Here is an 18,857-nt window from a genome sequence, read left to right as displayed (position 1 = left end):
CGGCGGGGTCGCAACAACGCCCGCGCCGGCGGGGCTCAGCCCAGGGTCGCGAGCCAGGAGGCGGCGGGCCCCTCCCACTTGGCGTACGCGGTCGGGTGCGCCGACAGCTGCACGGCCTGGGCCGCCGCCGTGAGCGACATGCCCGACCAGCCCTTGACGTCGAGGAGGCCCCGGGTCTTGCCGACGTTGGGGTTGGTGCGGCCGCCGAAGAAGAGCTTGGTCGCGTGGACGGGGTCGGTCAGCTGCGCGACCGTGCCCCACCCCGTGCTGGGGCGCTGCTGGTAGAGGCCCACCGAGTCGCGGTCGCCCCAGTCGATGTTCCGGAGGCTCGACTCCTGCGCCGCCGCGGCCAGGGCGACGACGATCGCGCGGTCGCCCACGCCCAGCTCCCGGCCGACGCGGATGATCGTGCGGGCGTTGCCCTGCTGCTCGGCGGTGAGGGCGGTGCCGACCGTGAGGGGCGTCGCCGACGTGGCGACGACGGTCGTCGCGGGCGCCGACGTCGTGCCGCTCGCCGTGCTGCTCGTGGAGGGGATCGTCAGCGTCGTCCCGGCGTAGATCGTGCTGGTGAAGCTGAGGCCGTTTGCGGCCAGGAGCGCCTTCGTGCTGACGCCCGTCCGGGCCGCGATCGACGCCACGGTGTCGCCCGACCGGATGATGTACGACGAGGAGCCCGTCGACGCGGCGGGCGGCGTCGAGGTGGTCGGCGCCGGCGTGCTGCGTGCGGGGGCGGCGGCACCGGGCAGGGCGAGCTGCTGGCCGGGGTAGATGATGCTCGACCAGGAGAGCCCGTTCGCCTGCAGGAGCGCGCTCGTGCTGACGCCGTGGGCTCCCGCGATGGAGCTGAGGGTGTCGCCGCGGGCGATCGTGTAGCGGGTCGGTGACGAGGAGGCGCGGGTGCTGCTCACGGGGACGCTGGGGGCCGCGACGGCGCCGGCCACCAGGCTCAGCGTCTGCCCGGGGAAGATGGTCGACTTCCAGCTCAGGCCGTTGAGCGCGAGGACGCTGGCCGTGCTGAGGCCGAACGAGCCCGCGATGCTGGCGACGGTGTCGCCGGACTTCACGGTGTAGCTCGACGGGGCGGTCGCGGCCGCGGTCTGGACCACCGCCTCCTGCGCTGCCTCGGCCACCGGGGGAGTCGTCGGCAGCGTGGGGCGGGGGGTCGCGTGAGGCTCCTTCACGGGGCGCGGCGCGTGGTCGACCGAGGCGACGGGGCCGGTGAGCCCGAGGGCCATCGAGCCCGCGAGCACGATCGGGACGGTGTTGAGCATCGACCGGGCGACCCTGCTCATCGCGCGGCCGTCGTCGGGCACGAGCGCGGGCCGCGCGAAGGCCGTGCCCGCCGTGGTCGTGGCGGCGGCGGTCGTGCCGGTCGGGGCGTTGTCGTTCATGAGGTGATCCTCGGCTCGGGGAGTCCGACACGGCCGTGGCCTGGCCCCCGGCGACATGTCTCGATCGCACCAAGCTGACACAGAAGGAGAACCAAGTCAATCAGTGTGACGGGAGTGACGGATGTGACTCGGCGCGCACGACGTTCCCCTCCGCGGCTCGGCCGTGGCAAGGTTGTGACGTGACAGATCTCTCCCAGAAGCCCTGGTTCGCCGACGCCGAGTGGCTGACCGTCCCCGACCTCGTCGAGATGCTCGGCGTCAGCGTCAGCCGCGTGCACCGCCTCGTCGAGGAGCACGTGCTGCTCGCGACCAAGGTCGGCGGCGTCACGAAGGTCCCCGCGGTCTTCGTCGTCGACGGCGAGCCGATGCACGAGCTGCGCGGCACCGCGACCGTCCTCGCCGACAACGGCTTCACCGACGACGAGGCGATCGACTGGATGCTCTCCGTCGAGGAGTCGCTCGGCACCAGCCCGGTCGACGCGCTGCGCGCCGGCCGGAAGGCCGAGGTGCGGCGCGTCGCCCAGAGCCTGCTCTAGCGCGGCCGCGCCCGGCTGGCGGGCCCTCCCGGTCGGCGACGGACGCTCAGTAGTCGCGGCGGGTGACCGTCTCCGCGAGACGTGCCAGCTGCGACCGGGCGGACGGCGCCAGGTCGGCGCGGTCGAGGGCCTGCAGGGCCCGCTCCACCTGGTCCGAGATCGATCGCTCCACCGCGTCGACCGCCCCGCTCTCGCGGAGCGTGGCCTGCAGCACGCCGATCTGGTCGTCGTCGAGGTCGGGGTCGCCGAGCAGCTCGTCGAGCAGCCGCACCGCCGACGACGGCAGCTCGCGCCGTGCGGTCGCCACCAGGACGGTGCGCTTGCCCTCGCGGAGGTCGTCCCCGGCGGGCTTCCCGGTGACGGCGGGGTCTCCGAACACGCCCAGCATGTCGTCCCGCAGCTGGTAGGCGATGCCGAGCGGCAGGCCGAAGGCGCGCAGGCCCGCGAGGGCCTCGTCGCTCCCGCCGGCCATGGCGGCGCCGATCGTGAGGGGCGCCTCCACGCTGTACTTGGCCGACTTGTAGACGATGACGCGCTGGGCGCGCGGCAGGAGCTCCGCGTCGGGCACGCTCCGCCACGCGCCCTCCTCGAGGATGTCCAGGTACTGGCCGACCGTCACCTCCGTCCGCATCCGGTTGAACTCGCGGCGAGCCGAGCGTGCAGCGTCGCGGGAGGCGAGGGAGTCGAGGGCGGCGCTCACCTGCTCGTCGCTCCAGGCGAGCAGCAGGTCTCCCATCAGCAGGGCGCCGGAGGTGCCGAACGCCCCGGGCGACCCGAGCCACGCGCCGTCGCGGTGCAGGGCCTCGAACCGGCGGTGCGCCGCGGGCAGCCCGCGCCGGGTGTCGGAGTTGTCCATGATGTCGTCGTGGACGAGGGCGGCGGCGTGGAAGAACTCCAGGCCGACGGAGGCGGCCATCACGGCGTCGAGGGAGCGCTCGTCGACACTGCGGGCGAGCGGGTCGAAGCCCACGTCGAGCCCGGCGACCGACTGCCACCCCCAGTAGCAGAACAGCGCGCGGAACCGCTTGCCGCCCCGGAGCAGATCGCTCGAGAAGAGGGCGAACGGGTCGAGGTCCGGAGCGATGCTCCGGAGCGCAGGACGCTGCCCCTCGAGGAACGCGTCGATGCGCTCTTGGACGACGTCCACTAACCGCGTACTCTCAGCCACGCGCCTAGCCTAGCCACAGGGGCCAGGCATACACTCGCACGTACCGATCGCGCCGATCCCGAGGCCGAGGGGCCTGTGTTCGAAGGGAACAACACCATGCCGCTTTCCGAGCAGGAGCAGCGCCTCCTCGAAGAGATGGAGCGGAGCCTCTACAGCAACGACTCCGACTTCGTGGCGACGGTCGGCGGCCGCGGCCGTCCCAACTACACGATGGTCGTCGTGGGCGTCCTCGCAGCTCTGGTCGGCATCGCCGTCATCGTCACCGGCGTCATCCTCCGCACCCCGCCGATCGGGCCGCTCGTCGGCGTCCTGGGCTTCGTCATCCTCGTCGCCGGCGCGCTGTTCGCGATCGCACCTCCTCGCCGCAGGGGCGCGCCCGCCCCGGCCCCCACGACCTCGGCTCGTCCGTCGGCGGCTCGCCCGCAGCGCGGCGGTGGCGGCAGCATGATGGACCGCTTCTCTGACCGCTGGGACCGTCGACAGGACGGCGACCGGCGGTAACGCCCCACCCGCGCACGCGGCGCACCACGACCTCAGGGGTCGGCCTCCGGGCCGGCCCCTTCGTCGTGTCCGGGGGCGTCGTCGCGCGCGTCGCCTCCGGCCACGGGTCTCCACGTCGCGTCCACCCCGCCTCCACTTCGCTCCACCGACGCCTGCGGCGGGCAGGCCCGCGGCCGCTCGAGGGCTCCCGGCCCGCCGCCGCGCCCAGGGCACGCCCGATGTCCTCCACTCTCGTGACCCCCGAACTGGAGCGGATCGAAGGGGGTGACCCGCGCCTCCGGGGCCGTTTCTCGTTGCTGAGTGGTGCGTTGTGGAGTAAAGTGGAGGCACGTGCCACCGGGTGCGGGGGCGAAGGGGGAGAGGGCATGTTCCTCGGCACCTATTCGCCCAAGCTCGACGAGAAGGGCCGCATCATCCTCCCCGCGAAGTTCCGTGACGAGCTGGCCTCCGGCCTCGTCATGACCCGGGGCCAGGAGCGTTGCGTCTACGTCTTCAGCCAGGCCGAGTTCGAGAGCATGCACGACCGCATCCGACAGGCACCGATCACGAGCAAGGAGGGCCGCGACTACATGCGCCTCTTCCTCTCCGGTGCCAGCGACGAGGTCCCCGACAAGCAGGGCCGCGTCACCGTCCCCGCGCAGCTGCGCGACTACGCCGGCCTCGGCCGTGAGCTCACCGTGATCGGCGCGGGCAACCGTGCCGAGATCTGGGCCACCGAGGCGTGGGACGCCTACTACGAGGCCCAGGAGGCCGCGTTCGCCAACACCACGGAGGAGGTGATCCCCGGCCTCTTCTAGTTCCTCGAGTCTGACTCCCAGCCGTCCGCCCTGGCGCACCTTCCCCGGTGCCAGGTCGTGAGGGATGGGGATCAGGCCCCGGGAGCCCGAGACCGTCGTCGCCATGGCAGAACAGATCCACACCCCCGTCCTCCTCGAGCGCACCCTCGAGCTCCTCGCCCCCGCCCTGTCTCGCCCCGGCGCCGTCGTCGTCGACGCGACCCTCGGCATGGGCGGGCACAGCGAGGCGATGCTGCAGAGGTTCCCCGAGCTGACCGTCGTCGGCCTCGACCGCGACACCGAGGCGCTGGCCATCGCGGGGGAGCGGCTCGCCGGCTTCGGCGGGCGGGCGCGCCTCGTCCACACCCGCTACGACGGGGTGGCCGACGCCCTCGACGGCCTCGGCTACGACACCGTCGACGCCGTCCTCTTCGACCTCGGCGTCTCGTCCCTCCAGCTCGACCGGGTCGAGCGCGGCTTCTCCTACTCCAAGGACGCCCCGCTCGACATGCGCATGGACCCGACCGCCCCGGTGACGGCCGAGCGGATCCTCGCGGAGTACCCCGAGTCCGAGCTGCGGCGCATCTTCTACCAGTACGGAGAAGAGAAGCTGGCCCCGCGCTACGCCCGCCGCATCGTCGAGCAGCGCCTCGAGGCGCCGCTCGTCCGCAGCGGCCAGCTGGTCGACCTCCTCATCGCGGCGACGCCCATGGCCCTGCAGCGGGCCGGTCACCCGGCCAAGCGCGTGTTCCAGGCGCTGCGCATCGAGGTCAACGGCGAGCTGGCCTCGCTCGAGGCCGCGGTGCCGGCGGCCCTCGACCGCCTGGCCGAGGCCGGGCGCATCGTCGTCCTCGCGTACCAGTCGCTCGAGGACCGCTTCGTCAAGCGCGAGCTCGCGGCCCGGACGACGTCGACGGCCCCCCAGGGGCTGCCCGTCGAGCTGCCCGAGCACCGCCCCGAGTTCAAGCTCCTCGTGCGGGGTGCCGAGCTGGCCACCGACGCCGAGATCGACGAGAACCCCCGAGCACGACCCGTGCGGCTCCGCGCCGCCGAACGAATCCGGAGAGCAGCATGAGCACCGCGGCCGTCAGCCCGATCCCGCAGCCCGCCCGCGCCCCCCGCCGGGCTCCGGTCGAGATCGTCACCACCCGGGCGCAGCGCCGGGCCCGCCCGCGCATCGCCTACGCGCTCGTGGCCACGGCGGCGCTCTTCGTCCTGCTGCTCGGGCAGCTCGCCATCAGCATCGCCCTGAGCGACGGCGCCTACACGATCTCCGACCTGCAGGCCGAGAAGTCCGAGCTGACCCGCGACCAGCAGAAGTACTCCGAGCAGCTCGACGTGCTGTCGTCGCCGCAGAACGTGGCGAACAACGCCGAGCGCCTCGGCATGGTGCGCAACTCGAACCCGGTCTACCTCGACCCGGCGACCGGTGCGGTGCACGGCGTCCCCGCCCCCGCCGACGGCGCGGCGGACGGCACCGACAACCTCATCCCGAACACGCTGCTCGACGGCGTCCCGCTCGTCACCCAGCCGCCGGCGGGTGCCCCCGCCGAGGCCGCCGACGGCGCCGCCGCCGGTTCGTCGACGGCCGACCCGGCCGACGCCACGGGCGCCGCAGCGGCTCCCGCCGCCGACTCCGCCGCGCCGGGCGCGGCGGGCGCGCAGAACGCCGATGCGTCGGTAGCCTCGGCCCCGAACCAGCTGGCGGCTCCCGAGACCCGCTAGCGGCGCGCCCGCGAGGGCGTGCCGGACGACGACAGCGGTGGGTGCACGACGGCCCGTCCGCGGTGAGGAACCTCTCGTGAACCCTGCTCCCCGCACCGGCGGCCGTCGCGGCCGACCGCACAGCGAGCTCCGCAGCCGCCGACTCCGCGCGACCCTGGCGATGGCCGTGGTGATCGCGCTGGTCGGCGTCTTCGTGGTCCGGCTGGCCGACATCCAGATCGTCCAGGCCTCCGAGCTGAACGCCCAGTCGCTGAACAAGCGCGAGATCCGTCAGGTCACCTACGGCGACCGGGGCGACATCGTCTCCTCCGACGGCACCGTCCTCGCGGGCAGCGTCACCCGCTACAACATCACGGCCGCGCCGGCCTTCGCCGAGGACGTCACGGTCACGGAGACCGCGGCCGACGGGACGACCTCCAAGCAGCCCCTCACCGTCGAGCAGGTGCTGGCGCGCGTCGCCGACATCACCGGCGGCGACGAGGCCGCGATGCAGAAGAGCATCTCCGACGACCCCGAGGCGAACTTCGCCTACCTGGTGAAGGGCGTCGACGTCGACGCCTTCCGCGCGGTCCGTGACCTGAAGAACAGCGGCGTCTCGTGGCTCTACTACGAGCGCCAGTCGGCCCGCTCGTACCCGAACGGCTCCGTCGCCGGCAACCTCACCGGCTTCATCGGCACGGACGGCCCCCAGGCGGGGCTCGAGCTGAGCGCCGACCAGTGCCTGGCCGGCACCGACGGCCTCCAGACCTACGAGCGCGGCGCGGACGGCGTGCAGCTGCCCGGCAGCACGGTGACCACGCAGGAGGCGGCCCCCGGCGGCACCCTGGCGCTCACCATCGACTCCGACCTCCAGTACATGGCGCAGCAGGCCGTCGCCGAGCAGGCCCAGGCGATCGGGGCGGAGTCGGCCACGGCGGTCGTCCAGGAGGTCAAGACGGGCAAGCTGCTCGCCGTGGCCGACTGGCCCGCGGTCGACCCCAACGACGTGAACCTCACGAAGGACGTCGCGGACCTCGGCTCGAAGGCGTTCACGTCGTCCTACGAGCCCGGCTCCACCTTCAAGGCGATGACGGCCGCGATGCTCCTCGACTCCGGCAAGGCCGCTCCCACCAGCCGGGTGACCGTGCCCTACTCGCGCACCTTCCCGTGGGGCGGCGAGATCCACGACGCGACCTTCCACCCCACCGAGCAGCTGACCCTCACGGGCGTGCTCCGCGACTCCTCGAACGTCGGCATCTCGCTGCTCGGCCAGAACCTGTCGGCGGAGCAGCGCCGTGACTACATGGTGAAGTTCGGCCTGAACGAGCCCACCGCCGTGGGCTTCCTCGGCGAGCCGACCTCGGGCGTCCGCCCCGCCTCCGACTGGGACCAGCAGACGAGCATCAACACGATGTTCGGCCAGGGCGTCCAGACGACGGCCGTGCACGTCGCGGGCATCTTCCAGACCCTGGGCAACCACGGCCTGCGCCTCCCCACCTCCCTCGTCGAGGGCTGCACCGCTCCCGACGGCACCGTGACGATGGCCCCGAGCACCGAGGGCGTCCAGGCGGTCTCTCCCGCGGCGGCCGACTCGACCGTGAACATGATCGAGAAGGTCGTCAGCGACGGCGACCTCAAGGACGTCCTCACCATCCCTGGCTACCGCGTCGGCGCCAAGACCGGCACCGCCGAGGTCGCGAAGTCCGACGGCACGGGGTACGGCTCCGACCGCATCGTCTCGGTCGCCGGCCTCGCCCCCGCGGAGGACCCGCAGTACGTCGTCGTCGTGACGTTCACCAAGCCCAGTACCATCAAGACGTCGGCTGCTGCGGCTCCGACCTTCAACAAGATCATGTCCCAGGTCCTCGAGATGTACCGCGTCCCTCCGTCGACGGAGCCCGCACCGGTCATCCCCCAGACCTGGTGAGAGAAGAGGATTCTTTGAACGCCCGGATCCCCCCGGTCCTCCGACCGGAACATCCGTCCGCGAGGTCGCTCGGCCAGCTGGTCAGCGAGTTCGGACTCGAGCACGACGGCTCCCTCGACGGCGTCGAGGTGACCGGCGTGACGCTGAGCACCGGCGACCTGCACCCGGGCGACCTCTACGTCGGCGTGCCCGGCGAGCACCGGCACGGCGCCGAGTTCGCCGCCCAGGCCCGCGACGGCGGCGCCGTCGCCCTGATGACCGACCGCCGCGGCCTCGAGATCGCGCGCGACGTCGGGCTCCCGGTCGTGCTCGTCGACTCGCCGCGTGCGGCCCTCGGCGACGTCTCCGCCTGGATCTACCGCACGGGCGAGGGCACCGACTCGCCCCTCCTCTTCGCCGTCACCGGCACCAACGGCAAGACCAGCACCTCCTACCTCCTCGAGGGCGTCCTCCGTCAGCTCGGCCTCGTGACGGGGCTGAGCAGCACCGCCGAGCGCCACATCGGCGACCTCACGGTCGTCAGCCGTCTCACGACCCCCGAGGCGAGCGAGATGCACGCCCTGCTGGCCCGCATGCGCGAGAGCGAGGTCCGCGCCGTCGCCGTCGAGGTCAGCGCCCAGGCGCTCAGCCGCAACCGGGTCGACGGTCTCGTCTTCGACGTGGCCGCGTTCACGAACCTCAGCCACGACCACCTCGACGACTACGCCGACATGGAGGAGTACTTCCAGGCGAAGCTCCCGCTCTTCCAGCCCGACCGTTCGCGCCGCGCGGTCATCTCGCTCGACTCCCCGTGGGGGCAGCGCGTCGTCGACAGCGCGCGCGTGCCGCTGACCACGATCACGATCCTCCCCGAGGTCGAGGCCGACTGGCGCGTCGAGATCCTCGACGAGCAGGCCGCGTGGACGGAGTTCCGCCTCACCGGCCCCGAGTCCCGCGAGCTCGTCACCCGGGTGCCGCTGATCGGCTGGCACATGGTCGCCAACGCGGCTCTCGCGCTCGTCATGCTGGTCGAGGCCGGCTTCGAGCTCGGTGCCATCGAGCAGGCCCTCGCGGCCGACGACGGCATCGTGGCGTACCTGCCCGGCCGCACCGAGCGCGTCTCCGGCGACCGGGGCCCCAGCGTCTACGTCGACTTCGGGCACAGCCCCGACGCGTTCCTCACCACGCTCGCGGCGGTGCGCCGGTTCACCCCCGGCAAGGTCATCATGCTGTTCGGCGCCGACGGCGACCGTGACAAGACCAAGCGGGCCGAGATGGCGCGCGTGGCGGCGGCGGGCTCCGACGTCCTCGTCGTCACCGACCACCACCCCCGCTTCGAGGACCCGCAGGCGATCCGCACGACGCTCGTCGAGGCCGCCCGGGCCGCCTTCCCGGAGCATGAGATCCACGAGGTCAGCCCGCCCGAGGCCGCGATCCGCACCGCCGTCGGCCTGGCCGACGAGGGCGACTCGATCCTCTGGGCCGGGCCCGGCCACCAGGACTACCGCGACATCCGGGGCGAGCGCACGCCGTACTCGGCGCGCGACGAGGCGCGAGCGGCGCTGCGAGAGGCCGGGTGGGCCGAGTGATCGCCCTCACCGTCGCCGAGATCGTCGAGATCACGGGCGGCTCCCTCGCCCCCGGGCAGGAGTCGCGGGCCGAGCAGGTCGTGTCAGGCTCGGTCGAGACCGACTCCCGTCTGGTCCAGCCCGGCTCGGTCTTCGTCGCCCTGCGCGGCGAGGTCACCGACGGCCGCCTGTTCGTCGAGTCCGCCGTCGAGCGCGGCGCCGCCCTCGTCGTCGCCGAGGCTGCCGTCGACGTGGACGTGCCCGTCGTCGTGGTCGACGACGGCGTCACGGCGCTCTCCCGCCTGGCCGCCGCGGTCGTCGAGCGGGTCCGCCGCCGCGGCGCCCTGCGCGTCGTCGGCGTGACGGGCTCGAACGGCAAGACGAGCACGAAGAACATGCTCCGCGCCGTCCTCGGCGACGTCGCCGCGACGGTCGCTCCCCAGGGCTCGTTCAACAACCACGTCGGTGCGCCGATCTCGATGCTCCGCATCGACGACGACACCGAGTACCTCGTCGTCGAGATGGGGGCCTCCGGCCCCGGCGAGATCGCCCGCCTCGTCGAGATCGCCCGCCCCGACACCGGCGTCGTGCTCAAGGTCGGCCTCGCCCACGCCGGCGGCTTCGGCGGCATCGAGGGCACCCGCGCCGCGAAGTCCGAGATGGTGACCGACCTCCCCGAGACCGGGACGGCCATCCTCAACGCCGACGACGACCGCGTCGCCGGGATGGCGTCCGTCACGGCCGCGCGCGTGGTGACCTTCGGGCTCTCCTCGTCGGCGCACTACCGTGCCTCCGACGTCGACGTGACGGCCGAGGGCACCTCCTTCACCTTCGCCCACGGCGACCTGACCCGACGGGTGTCGCTGCGCATCCTCGGCGAGCACCACGTCATGAACGCCCTCGCCGCCCTCGCGGTCGCGGGGGAGTGGGGCCTCGACCTCGACCGCGCCGCGACGGTGCTCGAGGGCGTCGCCCGCGCCGAGCGCTGGCGGATGGAGGTGCTCGACGGCGGCGACGGCGTCACCGTCGTCAACGACGCGTACAACGCGAGTCCCGACTCCGTGGCCGCCGCGCTCAAGACCCTCGTCCAGATCGTTCCCGAGGGCGGCCGCTCGATCGCCGTCCTCGGCGAGATGGCCGAGCTCGGCGACGCCGCGCGCGAGGAGCACGACCGTGTCGGTCGCCTCGTCGTGCGGCTCAACGTCAGCCAGCTCGTGGTGGTCGGCCACGCCGCCCGCCACATCTCGACCGCGGCCGGGCTCGAGGGCTCGTGGGACGGCGAGTCCGTCCTCGTCGACGACGTCGACGCCGCCTACGAGCTGCTCCGGGAGCAGCTGCGCCCGGGCGACGTCGTGCTCGTCAAGTCGTCGAAGTCGGCGGGCCTGCGCTTCCTCGGCGACCGCCTCGCGGGGGTGACCGAGTGATCGCGCTGCTGATCGCCGGCGGGTTCTCGCTGGTCTTCACCCTGCTCATGACGCCGCTGTTCATCCGGCTCTTCCACCGCCTCGGCTGGGGCCAGTTCATCCGCGACGACGGCCCGCAGTCGCACCACACCAAGCGCGGCACGGCGACCATGGGCGGCATCGTCCTCATCCTCGGCACCGTCATCGGCTACTTCCTGGGCCACCTGGTGGCGCGCGACGAGCTCACGCTCAGCGGGCTGCTGGTGCTGTTCATGATGGTGGGGCTCGGCACGGTCGGGTTCCTCGACGACTTCCTCAAGGTCCGCAACCAGCGGAGCCTCGGGCTCGGCGGCTGGGCGAAGATCGCCGGCCAGGTCGTGGTCGGGGCCGTCTTCGCCGTCCTCGCGCTGTCGTTCCCCAACGCGAACGGCCTGACCCCCGCCTCCACCGCGATCTCCGGCATCCGCGACATCTCGTGGCTCGACTTCATGGTGTTCGGCAGCGTGATCGGCGGAGGGCTCTTCCTCATCTGGGTCGTGCTCATCACCGTGAGCACCTCGAACGGCGTCAACGTGGCCGACGGCCTCGACGGCCTCGCGACGGGGTCGTCCATCCTCGCCATCGCGTCGTACATCTTCATCGGCTTCTGGCAGTTCAACCAGTCGTGCTTCAGCACGCGCCTCGACGAGACCACGCGGTCGGCCTGCTACACGGTGGCCAACCCGCTCGACCTCGCGGTCGTGGCGGCCGCGATCTGCGGCGGTCTCATCGGGTTCCTGTGGTGGAACACCTCGCCCGCGCAGATCTTCCTCGGCGACACCGGCTCGCTCGGCCTCGGCGGCGCGCTGGCCGCCCTCGCCATCCTCAGCCGCACCGAGCTGCTCCTCGTCCTGATCGGCGGCCTCTTCCTCGTCGTCACGGGCTCGGTGATCCTGCAACGCGCCTACTTCAAGATCACCAAGGGCAAACGGATCTTCCTGATGAGCCCCCTGCACCACCACTTCGAGCTCAAGGGGTGGGCCGAGGTCACGGTGGTGGTGCGGTTCTGGATCATCGCGGGCCTGTTCGTCGCGGCCGGCGTCGGCGTGTTCTACCTCGAGTGGATCTCGCGCACCTCGTGAGCGACGCGACCCTCGACCCCGCCCTGGCCGCGCGCCTCGACGGCCTGAGCAGCTGGCACGCCGACTGGCGGGGCCTCCGCGTGCTCGTCCTCGGCCTCGGCGTGACCGGTTTCTCCGTGGCCGACACGCTCGCCGAGCTCGGCGCGCGCGTCGTCGTCCTGGCCCCGACCGTCGACGACGACCGGGCCGAGCTGCTGTCGCTCATCGGCGCCGAGCTGGTGCTCGACCCCGCGATGGAGGAGCCGCCGGCCGCCGTCGTCGAGCTCGCCCCGGAGCTCGTGGTCATCTCGCCCGGCTTCGCCCCGCACCACCCCCTCGCGCGCTGGGCGGCCTCCAGCGGCGCGGCCGTCTGGGGCGACGTCGAGCTCGCCTGGCGCCTGCGCGACAAGACGGAGCGCGTGGCCGACTGGCTGCTCGTCACCGGCACGAACGGCAAGACGACGACGACGCAGCTCGCCACCGCGATGGCGACCCAGGGCGGTCGCCGGGCCGCCGCGTGCGGCAACATCGGCGTGCCGGTGCTCGACGCCGTCCGCGACCCCGACGGGTTCGACGTCCTCGTCGTCGAGCTGTCGAGCCACCAGCTGCACCAGCTGCCGACCGCCGGCCCGGGCGCCCTCCGGCCCCGCGCCTCCGTCTGCCTCAACCTCGAGGACGACCACCTCGAGTGGCACGGGAGCGCCCGCGCCTACCGCGACGCCAAGGCCAAGGTCTACGAGAACACGGTCGTCGCCTGCGTCTACAACAAGGCCGACGACGCCACGCTGCGCATGGTCGAGGAGGCCGACGTCGAGGAGGGCTGCCGCGCGGTGGGCTTCGGGCTCTCCGCACCGGGCCCGAGCGACTTCGGGGTCGTCGCGGGCGACGACGACGCCGGCGTCCTCGTCGACCGGGCGTTCCTCGACGACCGGCGTCACCGGGCCCTCGAGCTCGCGACCACGACCGAGCTCGACGCGGTCGGCCTCGGCGCCGACCACCTCGTCGCCGACGTCCTCGCCGCCGCCGCCCTCGTGCGGGCCGTCGACGTCGACCCCGCGGCCGTCCGCGAGGCCGTGCTCGGCTTCCGCGTCGACCACCACCGCACGGAGCTCGTCGCCGAGGCCGGGGGCGTCCGCTTCGTCGACGACTCCAAGGCCACCAACCCGCACGCGGCCCGGGCCTCGCTGACGTCAGCGCCCTCGGTCGTCTGGGTCGTCGGCGGCACCTTCAAGGGAGTCGACCCGGCCCCGCTCGTCGCCGACGTCGCCGACCGCCTCCGTGCCGTCGTCGTGATCGGCGTCGACCGCGAGGTCGTGCTCGAGGCTCTCCGGCGACACGCGCCGGACGTCCCCGTGTTCGAGGTCGACGAGGCCGACACTGAGCGGGTGATGCCGACGGCGGTCCGCCTCGCGGCGGAGGCCTCGCTCCCGGGCGACACGGTGCTGCTGGCACCGGCCGCGGCGTCCTTCGACCAGTTCACCGACTACACGGCACGCGGCCGAGCCTGGGCCGCCGCCGTCCACGAGCACCTGAGGGGTGACGCCGATGGCCGACCTGCCGTCCAGCCTCCCGCGCCGGCGACCGACTGACGCGTCGCGTCCCCGCGCGGCGGCGCCGCGCACCCGGTCCGCCGCCCCGTCGGCCCCCGCCGCAGCCCCGCCGTCCGTCCGCCCCCCGGGCGCCCGCGGGGCTCGGGGGCACGGCGAGGGCGAGCACGGCGCGCACCCGCACGACGTGCGGCAGGCCGCCGCCGTCGTCGCGGTCAAGAAGCTCTTCGCCGCGGAGACCGGCTCGTTCTTCCTGATCCTCGGCACGACCCTCTTCATGGTCGTGCTGGGCCTCGTCATGGTGCTCTCCTCGTCGAGCGTCGAGCAGTACATCTCGTCGAAGCACACCTCCTTCTTCGGCGCCTTCATCCGCCAGGGCATGTACGCCGCGATCGGCGTGCCGCTCATGCTGATCGCTTCGCGCGTGCCGATCTGGTTCTGGAAGCGCTGGGCCTGGCACATCCTGCTGGCGGCCGTGGTCCTCCAGCTCCTGGTCTTCACCCCCCTCGGCTACGAGGTCGGCGGCAACCGGAACTGGATCGAGCTCGGCTCCTCCTTCAGTGCGCAGCCGTCCGAGGCGGTCAAGCTCGCCCTGGCCGTCTGGCTCGGCATGATCCTCAGCGTCAAACGCGACCTCCTCGACGACTGGAAGCACCTGGCGATCCCGCTCGTGCCCGTCGTCGGGGTGTCGGTGGGCCTCGTCATCCTCGGCGGCGACCTCGGCACGACGATGGTCATGCTCCTCCTGGTCTTCGCGGCCGTCTGGTTCGCCGGGGTGCGCCTCCGCTTCCTCGCCGTGCCCGTGCTCTTCCTGCTCGCCGTGGTGCCGATCATCGCCTCGGGCTCCGACTCCCGCAACGAGCGGATCGCCGCGTGGATGTCCGGCTGCACCGACTCGAGCGACTACCAGGCCGCCTGCTGGCAGTCGCTGCACGGCACCTGGGCCCTGGCCTCCGGCGGCCTGTTCGGCGTCGGCCTCGGCAACTCGAAGTCGAAGTGGTCGTGGCTGCCGGAGGCCGACAACGACTTCATCTTCGCCATCGTCGGTGAAGAGCTCGGTCTCATCGGGGCGATCGTCGTCCTCGCGCTCTTCGTCGTGCTCGCCGTCGGGTTCGTCAAGATCATCCGCCGCACGAACGACCCGTTCGTGCGGGTCGTCACGGGCGCGGTCACGGCGTGGATCATCGGCCAGGCCCTGATCAACATCGCGGTCGTCCTCGGGCTGCTGCCCGTGCTCGGCGTCCCCCTGCCGCTCATCTCCGCCGGGGGCTCGGCGCTCATCGTCACCCTCGCCGCCATCGGCGTCGTCCTGTCGTTCGCCCGTCGTCCGGAGGACCCGACCGTGCCCATGCCCCCCGTCGGGCAGCGGGTAGGGTCTCTCCGATGACCACGTACCTCCTCGCCGGCGGCGGCACCGCCGGGCACGTCAACCCGCTCCTGGCCGTGGCCGACCGTCTGCGGCGTCGCGAGCCCACCGCGACGATCCTCGTCCTCGGCACCGCCGAGGGCCTCGAGGCCCGGCTCGTCCCGCAGCGGGGCTACGAGCTGCTCACCGTGCCGCGGCTCCCCTTCCCGCGACGCCCCTCCCGGGCGGCGCTCGGCTTCCCGGCCGCGCTGAAGGGCGCCGTCGACGGCGTCCGTCGCCTGCTCCGCGAGCACGCGGTCGACGTCGTGGTCGGCTTCGGCGGCTACGCCTCGGCACCCGCCTACGTCGCCGCGCGTCGCGAGCACGTCCCGCTGGTCGTGCACGAGGCGAACGCGAAGCCCGGCATGGCGAACGTGCTGGGCTCGTTCCTCACGCCCCACGTCGGCGTCGTCTTCCGGTCGACGAAGCTCCGAGGGGCACGTCGCGTCGGCATGCCGCTCCGCGACGAGATCGAGACGCTCGACCGTCGGGCACGACGTCAGGAGGCGCTGGCCGAGTTCGGCCTCGACCCCGCGCTGCCCACGGTGCTGGTCACCGGCGGCTCCAGCGGAGCCCGTCGCCTCAACGAGACGGTCGCGCGGTCCGCCGCCAGCATCGTCGGCGCCGGCTGGCAGGTGCTCCACATCACCGGCGAGAAGTCCGACCTCCGGTCGACCGGGCTGGCCGGGCACCACCTGCTCCGCTACTGCGACCGCATGGACCTCGCCCTCGCGGCCGCGGACTTCGTCGTGTCGCGGTCGGGCTCGGCGACCGTCAGCGAGCTCACCGCGCTCGGCCTGCCCTCCGTCCTGGTGCCGTACCCCGTCGGCAACGGCGAGCAGCGCTTCAACGCCACCGACGTCGTCGAGGCGGGCGGCGCCCTGCTGGTGGCCGACGCCGACTTCACGCCGGAGTGGGTCGACCGGGAGCTCGTGCGCCTGCTGCTCGACCGCGCCGCGATCGCCGACATGGCGGTCCGCGCGGCCACGGTGGGGGTGCTGGACGGGACCGACCGCACGGTCGACCTCGTCCTCGACGCCGTCGACCGCGCCTCCTCGTCGTCCCGCCCCGCCGCCCACGCGCGCGGCCGATCGACGGTGACCCCGACCAGCCCCTCCGAGACGGACGCCGAGAACGCATGATCAAGCCAGACCTCCAGCAGCAGATCCCCTCCGACCTCGGGGCCGTCCACTTCGTCGGCATCGGCGGCTCGGGCATGAGCGGCATCGCCCGGGTGTTCCTGGCCGCGGGCCACCGCGTCACCGGCTCCGACATCCGCGAGTCGGCGTCGGTCTCGGCCCTGCGCGAGCTCGGCGCCGAGATCGCGATCGGCCACGACGCCGCGAACGTCGGCGACGCGGACACCCTCGTCGTCACCGGCGCCCTCTGGCAGGACAACCCGGAGTACCAGCGGGCCCTCGCCGACGGCGTGCCCGTGCTGCACCGGTCGCAGGCCCTCGCCTCCCTGATCGGCGGCCAGCGCCTGGTCTCGGTCGCCGGCGCGCACGGCAAGACGACCTCGACCGGGATGATCGTGACGGCGCTGCTCTCCGCCGGGCGCGACCCCAGCTTCGTCAACGGCGGCGTCATCCAGTCGCTCGGCGTGAGCGCCGCCGGCGGCTCGGAGGAGCTGGTGGTCGTCGAGGCCGACGAGTCCGACGGCTCCTTCCTGCTCTACGACACGGCGATCGCGCTGGTCACCAACGTCGACGCCGACCACCTCGACCACTACGGGTCGCACGAGGCGTTCGACCGGGCCTTCGTCGAGTTCGCGGGCGCCGCCTCCGAGCTCGTCGTCATCTCGAGCGACGACGCCGGCGCCCGGCGGGTCACGGAGGCGCTCGACCACCCGCGGGTCGTGACCTTCGGGCTCGACGGGTCGGCGGACGTCCGCATCACCGACGTCGCGTCGAGCGGGCCGGTGTCGTTCACGCTCCACCACGACGGCCGCAGCCTGCCCGTCCAGCTGCGCGTGCCGGGCCTCCACAACGCGGTGAACGCGGCCGGCGCCTTCGCGGTGCTCGTGGGCCTCGGCGTCGAGGCCGAGGCCGCCGTCCGCGGGCTCGAGGCCTTCGGCGGCACCGAGCGACGCTTCGAGCTGCACGGCACCGTGCGGGGCGTCAGCGTCTACGACGACTACGCCCACCACCCGACCGAGGTCGCCGCGGCGCTGCAGGCCGCCCGGTCGGTCGTGGGGGAGGGGCGCCTGATCGCCGTGCACCAGCCGCACCTGTACAGCCGAACGCGGATGATGGCAGGCGAGTTCGCCGAGACCTACGAGCGCCTGGCCGACCACACGATCGTCCTCGACGTCTACGGGGCCCGTGAGGACCCCGAGCCCGGCGTCACCGGCGCGCTCGTCTCGGGGGCCTTCCGCGACCCCGAGCGCGTCGACTTCGTGCCGGACTGGCAGTCCGCGGCCGTCCGCACGGCGGAGGTCGCTCGGGAGGGCGACTTCGTGATCACGCTCGGCTGCGGCGACGTCTACCGCATCGTGCCCCAGCTGCTCGGCGCGCTCGACGCCGCCACCGCCCCCGACCCGTCGACCGCGGAGGAGACCGGAGCGTGAAGCGCCCCGAGGGCTTCGAGCCGCCCCCGGAGCCCGCCCCCGAGCCGCCGGCGGACGGCCACGGCCGACCGTCCCTCGCCGACCGGCTGGCGCGGCGCCGCCGCGGCGCGGAGACGCCGGCGTCGGCTCCCGGGGCCTCGGACGACGTCGACACGGGCCCCGTGTCCGTCGTCACCGGGCCTCCCCGCGCCTCCCGCTCGGCCCGCACCGGCCGACCTGCGGCCGTCGGCCCTGCCGCGGCGCGCCCCGAGGTCGCTCGGCCTGCGGACGCCCGCCCGGGGGACGGCCGCCCCGAGGCCGTGCACCCGGCCGAGCCCCCGCGCATCGGGCCGGCCGACACGACGGCGGCCGCCGCGCGCGAGAGAGCCGCGGAGGCGCGTCGTGCGGCCCGGCGGGCGTCGCGTCAGCGTCGCCGCGTCGAGAAGTCCGAGGTGCGTCGCTTCACGCGCCGCTCGCGCCATCGGCGGGCCACCTGGACCGCCGTCGGCGCGGTCGTCGTCGTCCTCGTGGCGTCGGTGACCGTGGCCGTCTTCTCGCCGCTCCTCTCCCTGCAGGAGATCCGGGTGGAGGGCACGAGCCGCGTGGACGCGAGCGCCGTGACGGCCGCCGTGGACGACCAGCTCGGCACGCCCCTGGCCCTCGTCGACTTCGACCGCATCACCGGCGAGCTGGAGCAGTTCCCCCTCATCGCGAGCTACGTCACCGAGACCGCCCCGCCCCACACCCTCGTCATCCGCGTGACCGAGCGCCAGCCGATCGCCACGGTGGCGACGGCCGACGGCGTCGACCTGGTCGACCCCGCGGGCATCGTCGTGCAGCGCCTCGACGGTCGTCAGGACGGCGTGCCGCAGGTCGACGTCGGCGGCGCACCCCTCGACGGCACGGCCTTCCGGTCGGCGGCGGAGGTGCTCCTCGCCCTGCCGCTCACGCTCCGCAGCACCGTCGACACGGTCACGGCGTCGACGGCCGACGACGTCACGCTCGCCCTCACCTCAGGGGAGCAGGTCGTCTGGGGCAGCGCCGAGCACTCGGAGAAGAAGGCGCAGGTGCTCGCCGGCCTCGTCGCCGACCAGGCGAAGCGCGACCCGGCGGCCTCGGTCGAGTACGACGTCTCAGCGCCCGACAACGGCATCATCCGCACTCGCTGAGACCGGCCTTCGCGACACGCCCGTCTCGGAGTGGTCGGCGGTGAGGCGCGACCCATACCTTGTGACTGACCCACTCGAATACAATGTACAACCTTGACCTTCAATCACAGAGTTAAGGTTCCAGCGGAGGCCCGG

General features: G+C 73.3%; 16 protein-coding genes. 14 read left to right on the top strand and 2 right to left on the bottom strand.

Going from position 1 to position 18,857, the window contains the following annotated elements; genetic code table 11:
• Positions 1-35: 35 nt before the first annotated feature.
• Entirely contained in the window at positions 36-1,391 is a 1,356-nt protein-coding gene (locus ASF82_RS06925; protein WP_082514372.1) for a LysM peptidoglycan-binding domain-containing protein, read from the bottom strand.
• 179 nt (positions 1,392-1,570) lie between these two features.
• On the opposite strand from ASF82_RS06925, the gene ASF82_RS06920 reads away from it, so the two are divergent.
• Positions 1,571-1,927: an Rv2175c family DNA-binding protein gene (locus tag ASF82_RS06920; protein WP_369814257.1), complete on the top strand. Its 357-nt coding sequence runs from the start codon at positions 1,571-1,573 to the stop codon at positions 1,925-1,927.
• A gap of 46 nt (positions 1,928-1,973) precedes the next feature.
• Here the strand turns inward: ASF82_RS06920 and ASF82_RS06915 are convergent, their stop codons facing one another.
• Positions 1,974-3,095: a polyprenyl synthetase family protein gene (locus ASF82_RS06915; RefSeq protein ID WP_056055101.1), complete on the bottom strand. Its 1,122-nt coding sequence runs from the start codon at positions 3,093-3,095 to the stop codon at positions 1,974-1,976.
• Between the two features lie 96 nt (positions 3,096-3,191).
• On the opposite strand from ASF82_RS06915, the gene ASF82_RS06910 reads away from it, so the two are divergent.
• The 13 genes from ASF82_RS06910 to ASF82_RS06850 all read left to right on the top strand — a co-directional run bounded on the left by ASF82_RS06910 (position 3,192) and on the right by ASF82_RS06850 (position 18,722).
• On the top strand, positions 3,192-3,596 hold the full coding sequence (locus tag ASF82_RS06910) for a DUF3040 domain-containing protein (protein ID WP_056055956.1): 405 nt from the start codon (positions 3,192-3,194) through the stop codon (positions 3,594-3,596).
• A gap of 365 nt (positions 3,597-3,961) precedes the next feature.
• Positions 3,962-4,393 carry a division/cell wall cluster transcriptional repressor MraZ gene (mraZ, locus tag ASF82_RS06905; protein WP_056055098.1) on the top strand — a complete coding sequence of 144 codons (432 nt, stop codon included), beginning with the start codon at positions 3,962-3,964 and terminating at the stop codon, positions 4,391-4,393.
• A gap of 103 nt (positions 4,394-4,496) precedes the next feature.
• Positions 4,497-5,447, top strand: coding sequence for a 16S rRNA (cytosine(1402)-N(4))-methyltransferase RsmH (gene rsmH / locus ASF82_RS06900; protein ID WP_082514472.1), 951 nt, complete (start codon positions 4,497-4,499; stop codon positions 5,445-5,447).
• Positions 5,444-6,097, top strand: a complete 654-nt coding sequence (locus ASF82_RS06895; RefSeq protein WP_056055093.1) for a hypothetical protein — start codon at positions 5,444-5,446, stop codon at positions 6,095-6,097. Before rsmH ends, ASF82_RS06895 begins: the two co-directional genes overlap by 4 nt.
• Positions 6,098-6,173: 76 nt before the next feature.
• Complete coding sequence (locus ASF82_RS06890) at positions 6,174-8,003, top strand: penicillin-binding protein 2 (protein ID WP_235491182.1); 1,830 nt, start codon at positions 6,174-6,176, stop codon at positions 8,001-8,003.
• Positions 8,004-8,017: 14 nt separating this feature from the next.
• Positions 8,018-9,571 carry a Mur ligase family protein gene (locus ASF82_RS06885; RefSeq protein WP_056055090.1) on the top strand — a complete coding sequence of 518 codons (1,554 nt, stop codon included), beginning with the start codon at positions 8,018-8,020 and terminating at the stop codon, positions 9,569-9,571.
• Complete coding sequence (gene murF / locus ASF82_RS06880; protein ID WP_056055951.1) at positions 9,568-10,974, top strand: UDP-N-acetylmuramoyl-tripeptide--D-alanyl-D-alanine ligase; 1,407 nt, start codon at positions 9,568-9,570, stop codon at positions 10,972-10,974. Before ASF82_RS06885 ends, murF begins: the two co-directional genes overlap by 4 nt.
• Positions 10,971-12,074, top strand: a complete 1,104-nt coding sequence (gene mraY, locus ASF82_RS06875) for a phospho-N-acetylmuramoyl-pentapeptide-transferase (RefSeq protein WP_056055088.1) — start codon at positions 10,971-10,973, stop codon at positions 12,072-12,074. The genes murF and mraY overlap by 4 nt, the downstream gene beginning before the upstream one ends.
• Positions 12,071-13,642 (top strand): UDP-N-acetylmuramoyl-L-alanine--D-glutamate ligase, encoded by a 1,572-nt coding sequence (gene murD, locus ASF82_RS06870; protein WP_056055085.1) that lies wholly within the window; start codon positions 12,071-12,073, stop codon positions 13,640-13,642. The genes mraY and murD overlap by 4 nt, the downstream gene beginning before the upstream one ends.
• A gap of 145 nt (positions 13,643-13,787) precedes the next feature.
• Positions 13,788-14,987 (top strand): putative lipid II flippase FtsW, encoded by a 1,200-nt coding sequence (gene ftsW / locus ASF82_RS06865; protein WP_235491181.1) that lies wholly within the window; start codon positions 13,788-13,790, stop codon positions 14,985-14,987.
• Positions 14,984-16,147: a glycosyltransferase gene (locus ASF82_RS06860; RefSeq protein WP_082514371.1), complete on the top strand. Its 1,164-nt coding sequence runs from the start codon at positions 14,984-14,986 to the stop codon at positions 16,145-16,147. Before ftsW ends, ASF82_RS06860 begins: the two co-directional genes overlap by 4 nt.
• On the top strand, positions 16,144-17,574 hold the full coding sequence (murC, locus tag ASF82_RS06855) for a UDP-N-acetylmuramate--L-alanine ligase (RefSeq protein WP_056055079.1): 1,431 nt from the start codon (positions 16,144-16,146) through the stop codon (positions 17,572-17,574). The genes ASF82_RS06860 and murC overlap by 4 nt, the downstream gene beginning before the upstream one ends.
• The gene (locus ASF82_RS06850) at positions 17,571-18,722 is read left to right on the top strand and encodes an FtsQ-type POTRA domain-containing protein (RefSeq protein ID WP_200931970.1); all 1,152 of its coding nucleotides are present in this window, start codon (positions 17,571-17,573) and stop codon (positions 18,720-18,722) included. Before murC ends, ASF82_RS06850 begins: the two co-directional genes overlap by 4 nt.
• Positions 18,723-18,857 lie beyond the last annotated feature (135 nt).

It is taken from the genome of Frigoribacterium sp. Leaf164 (genome assembly GCF_001423665.1).
GTDB classification, from domain to species: domain Bacteria; phylum Actinomycetota; class Actinomycetes; order Actinomycetales; family Microbacteriaceae; genus Frigoribacterium; species Frigoribacterium endophyticum.
Note: the sequence above shows the minus strand (reverse complement) of the source record. Positions and strands in the feature narration are given on the sequence as shown.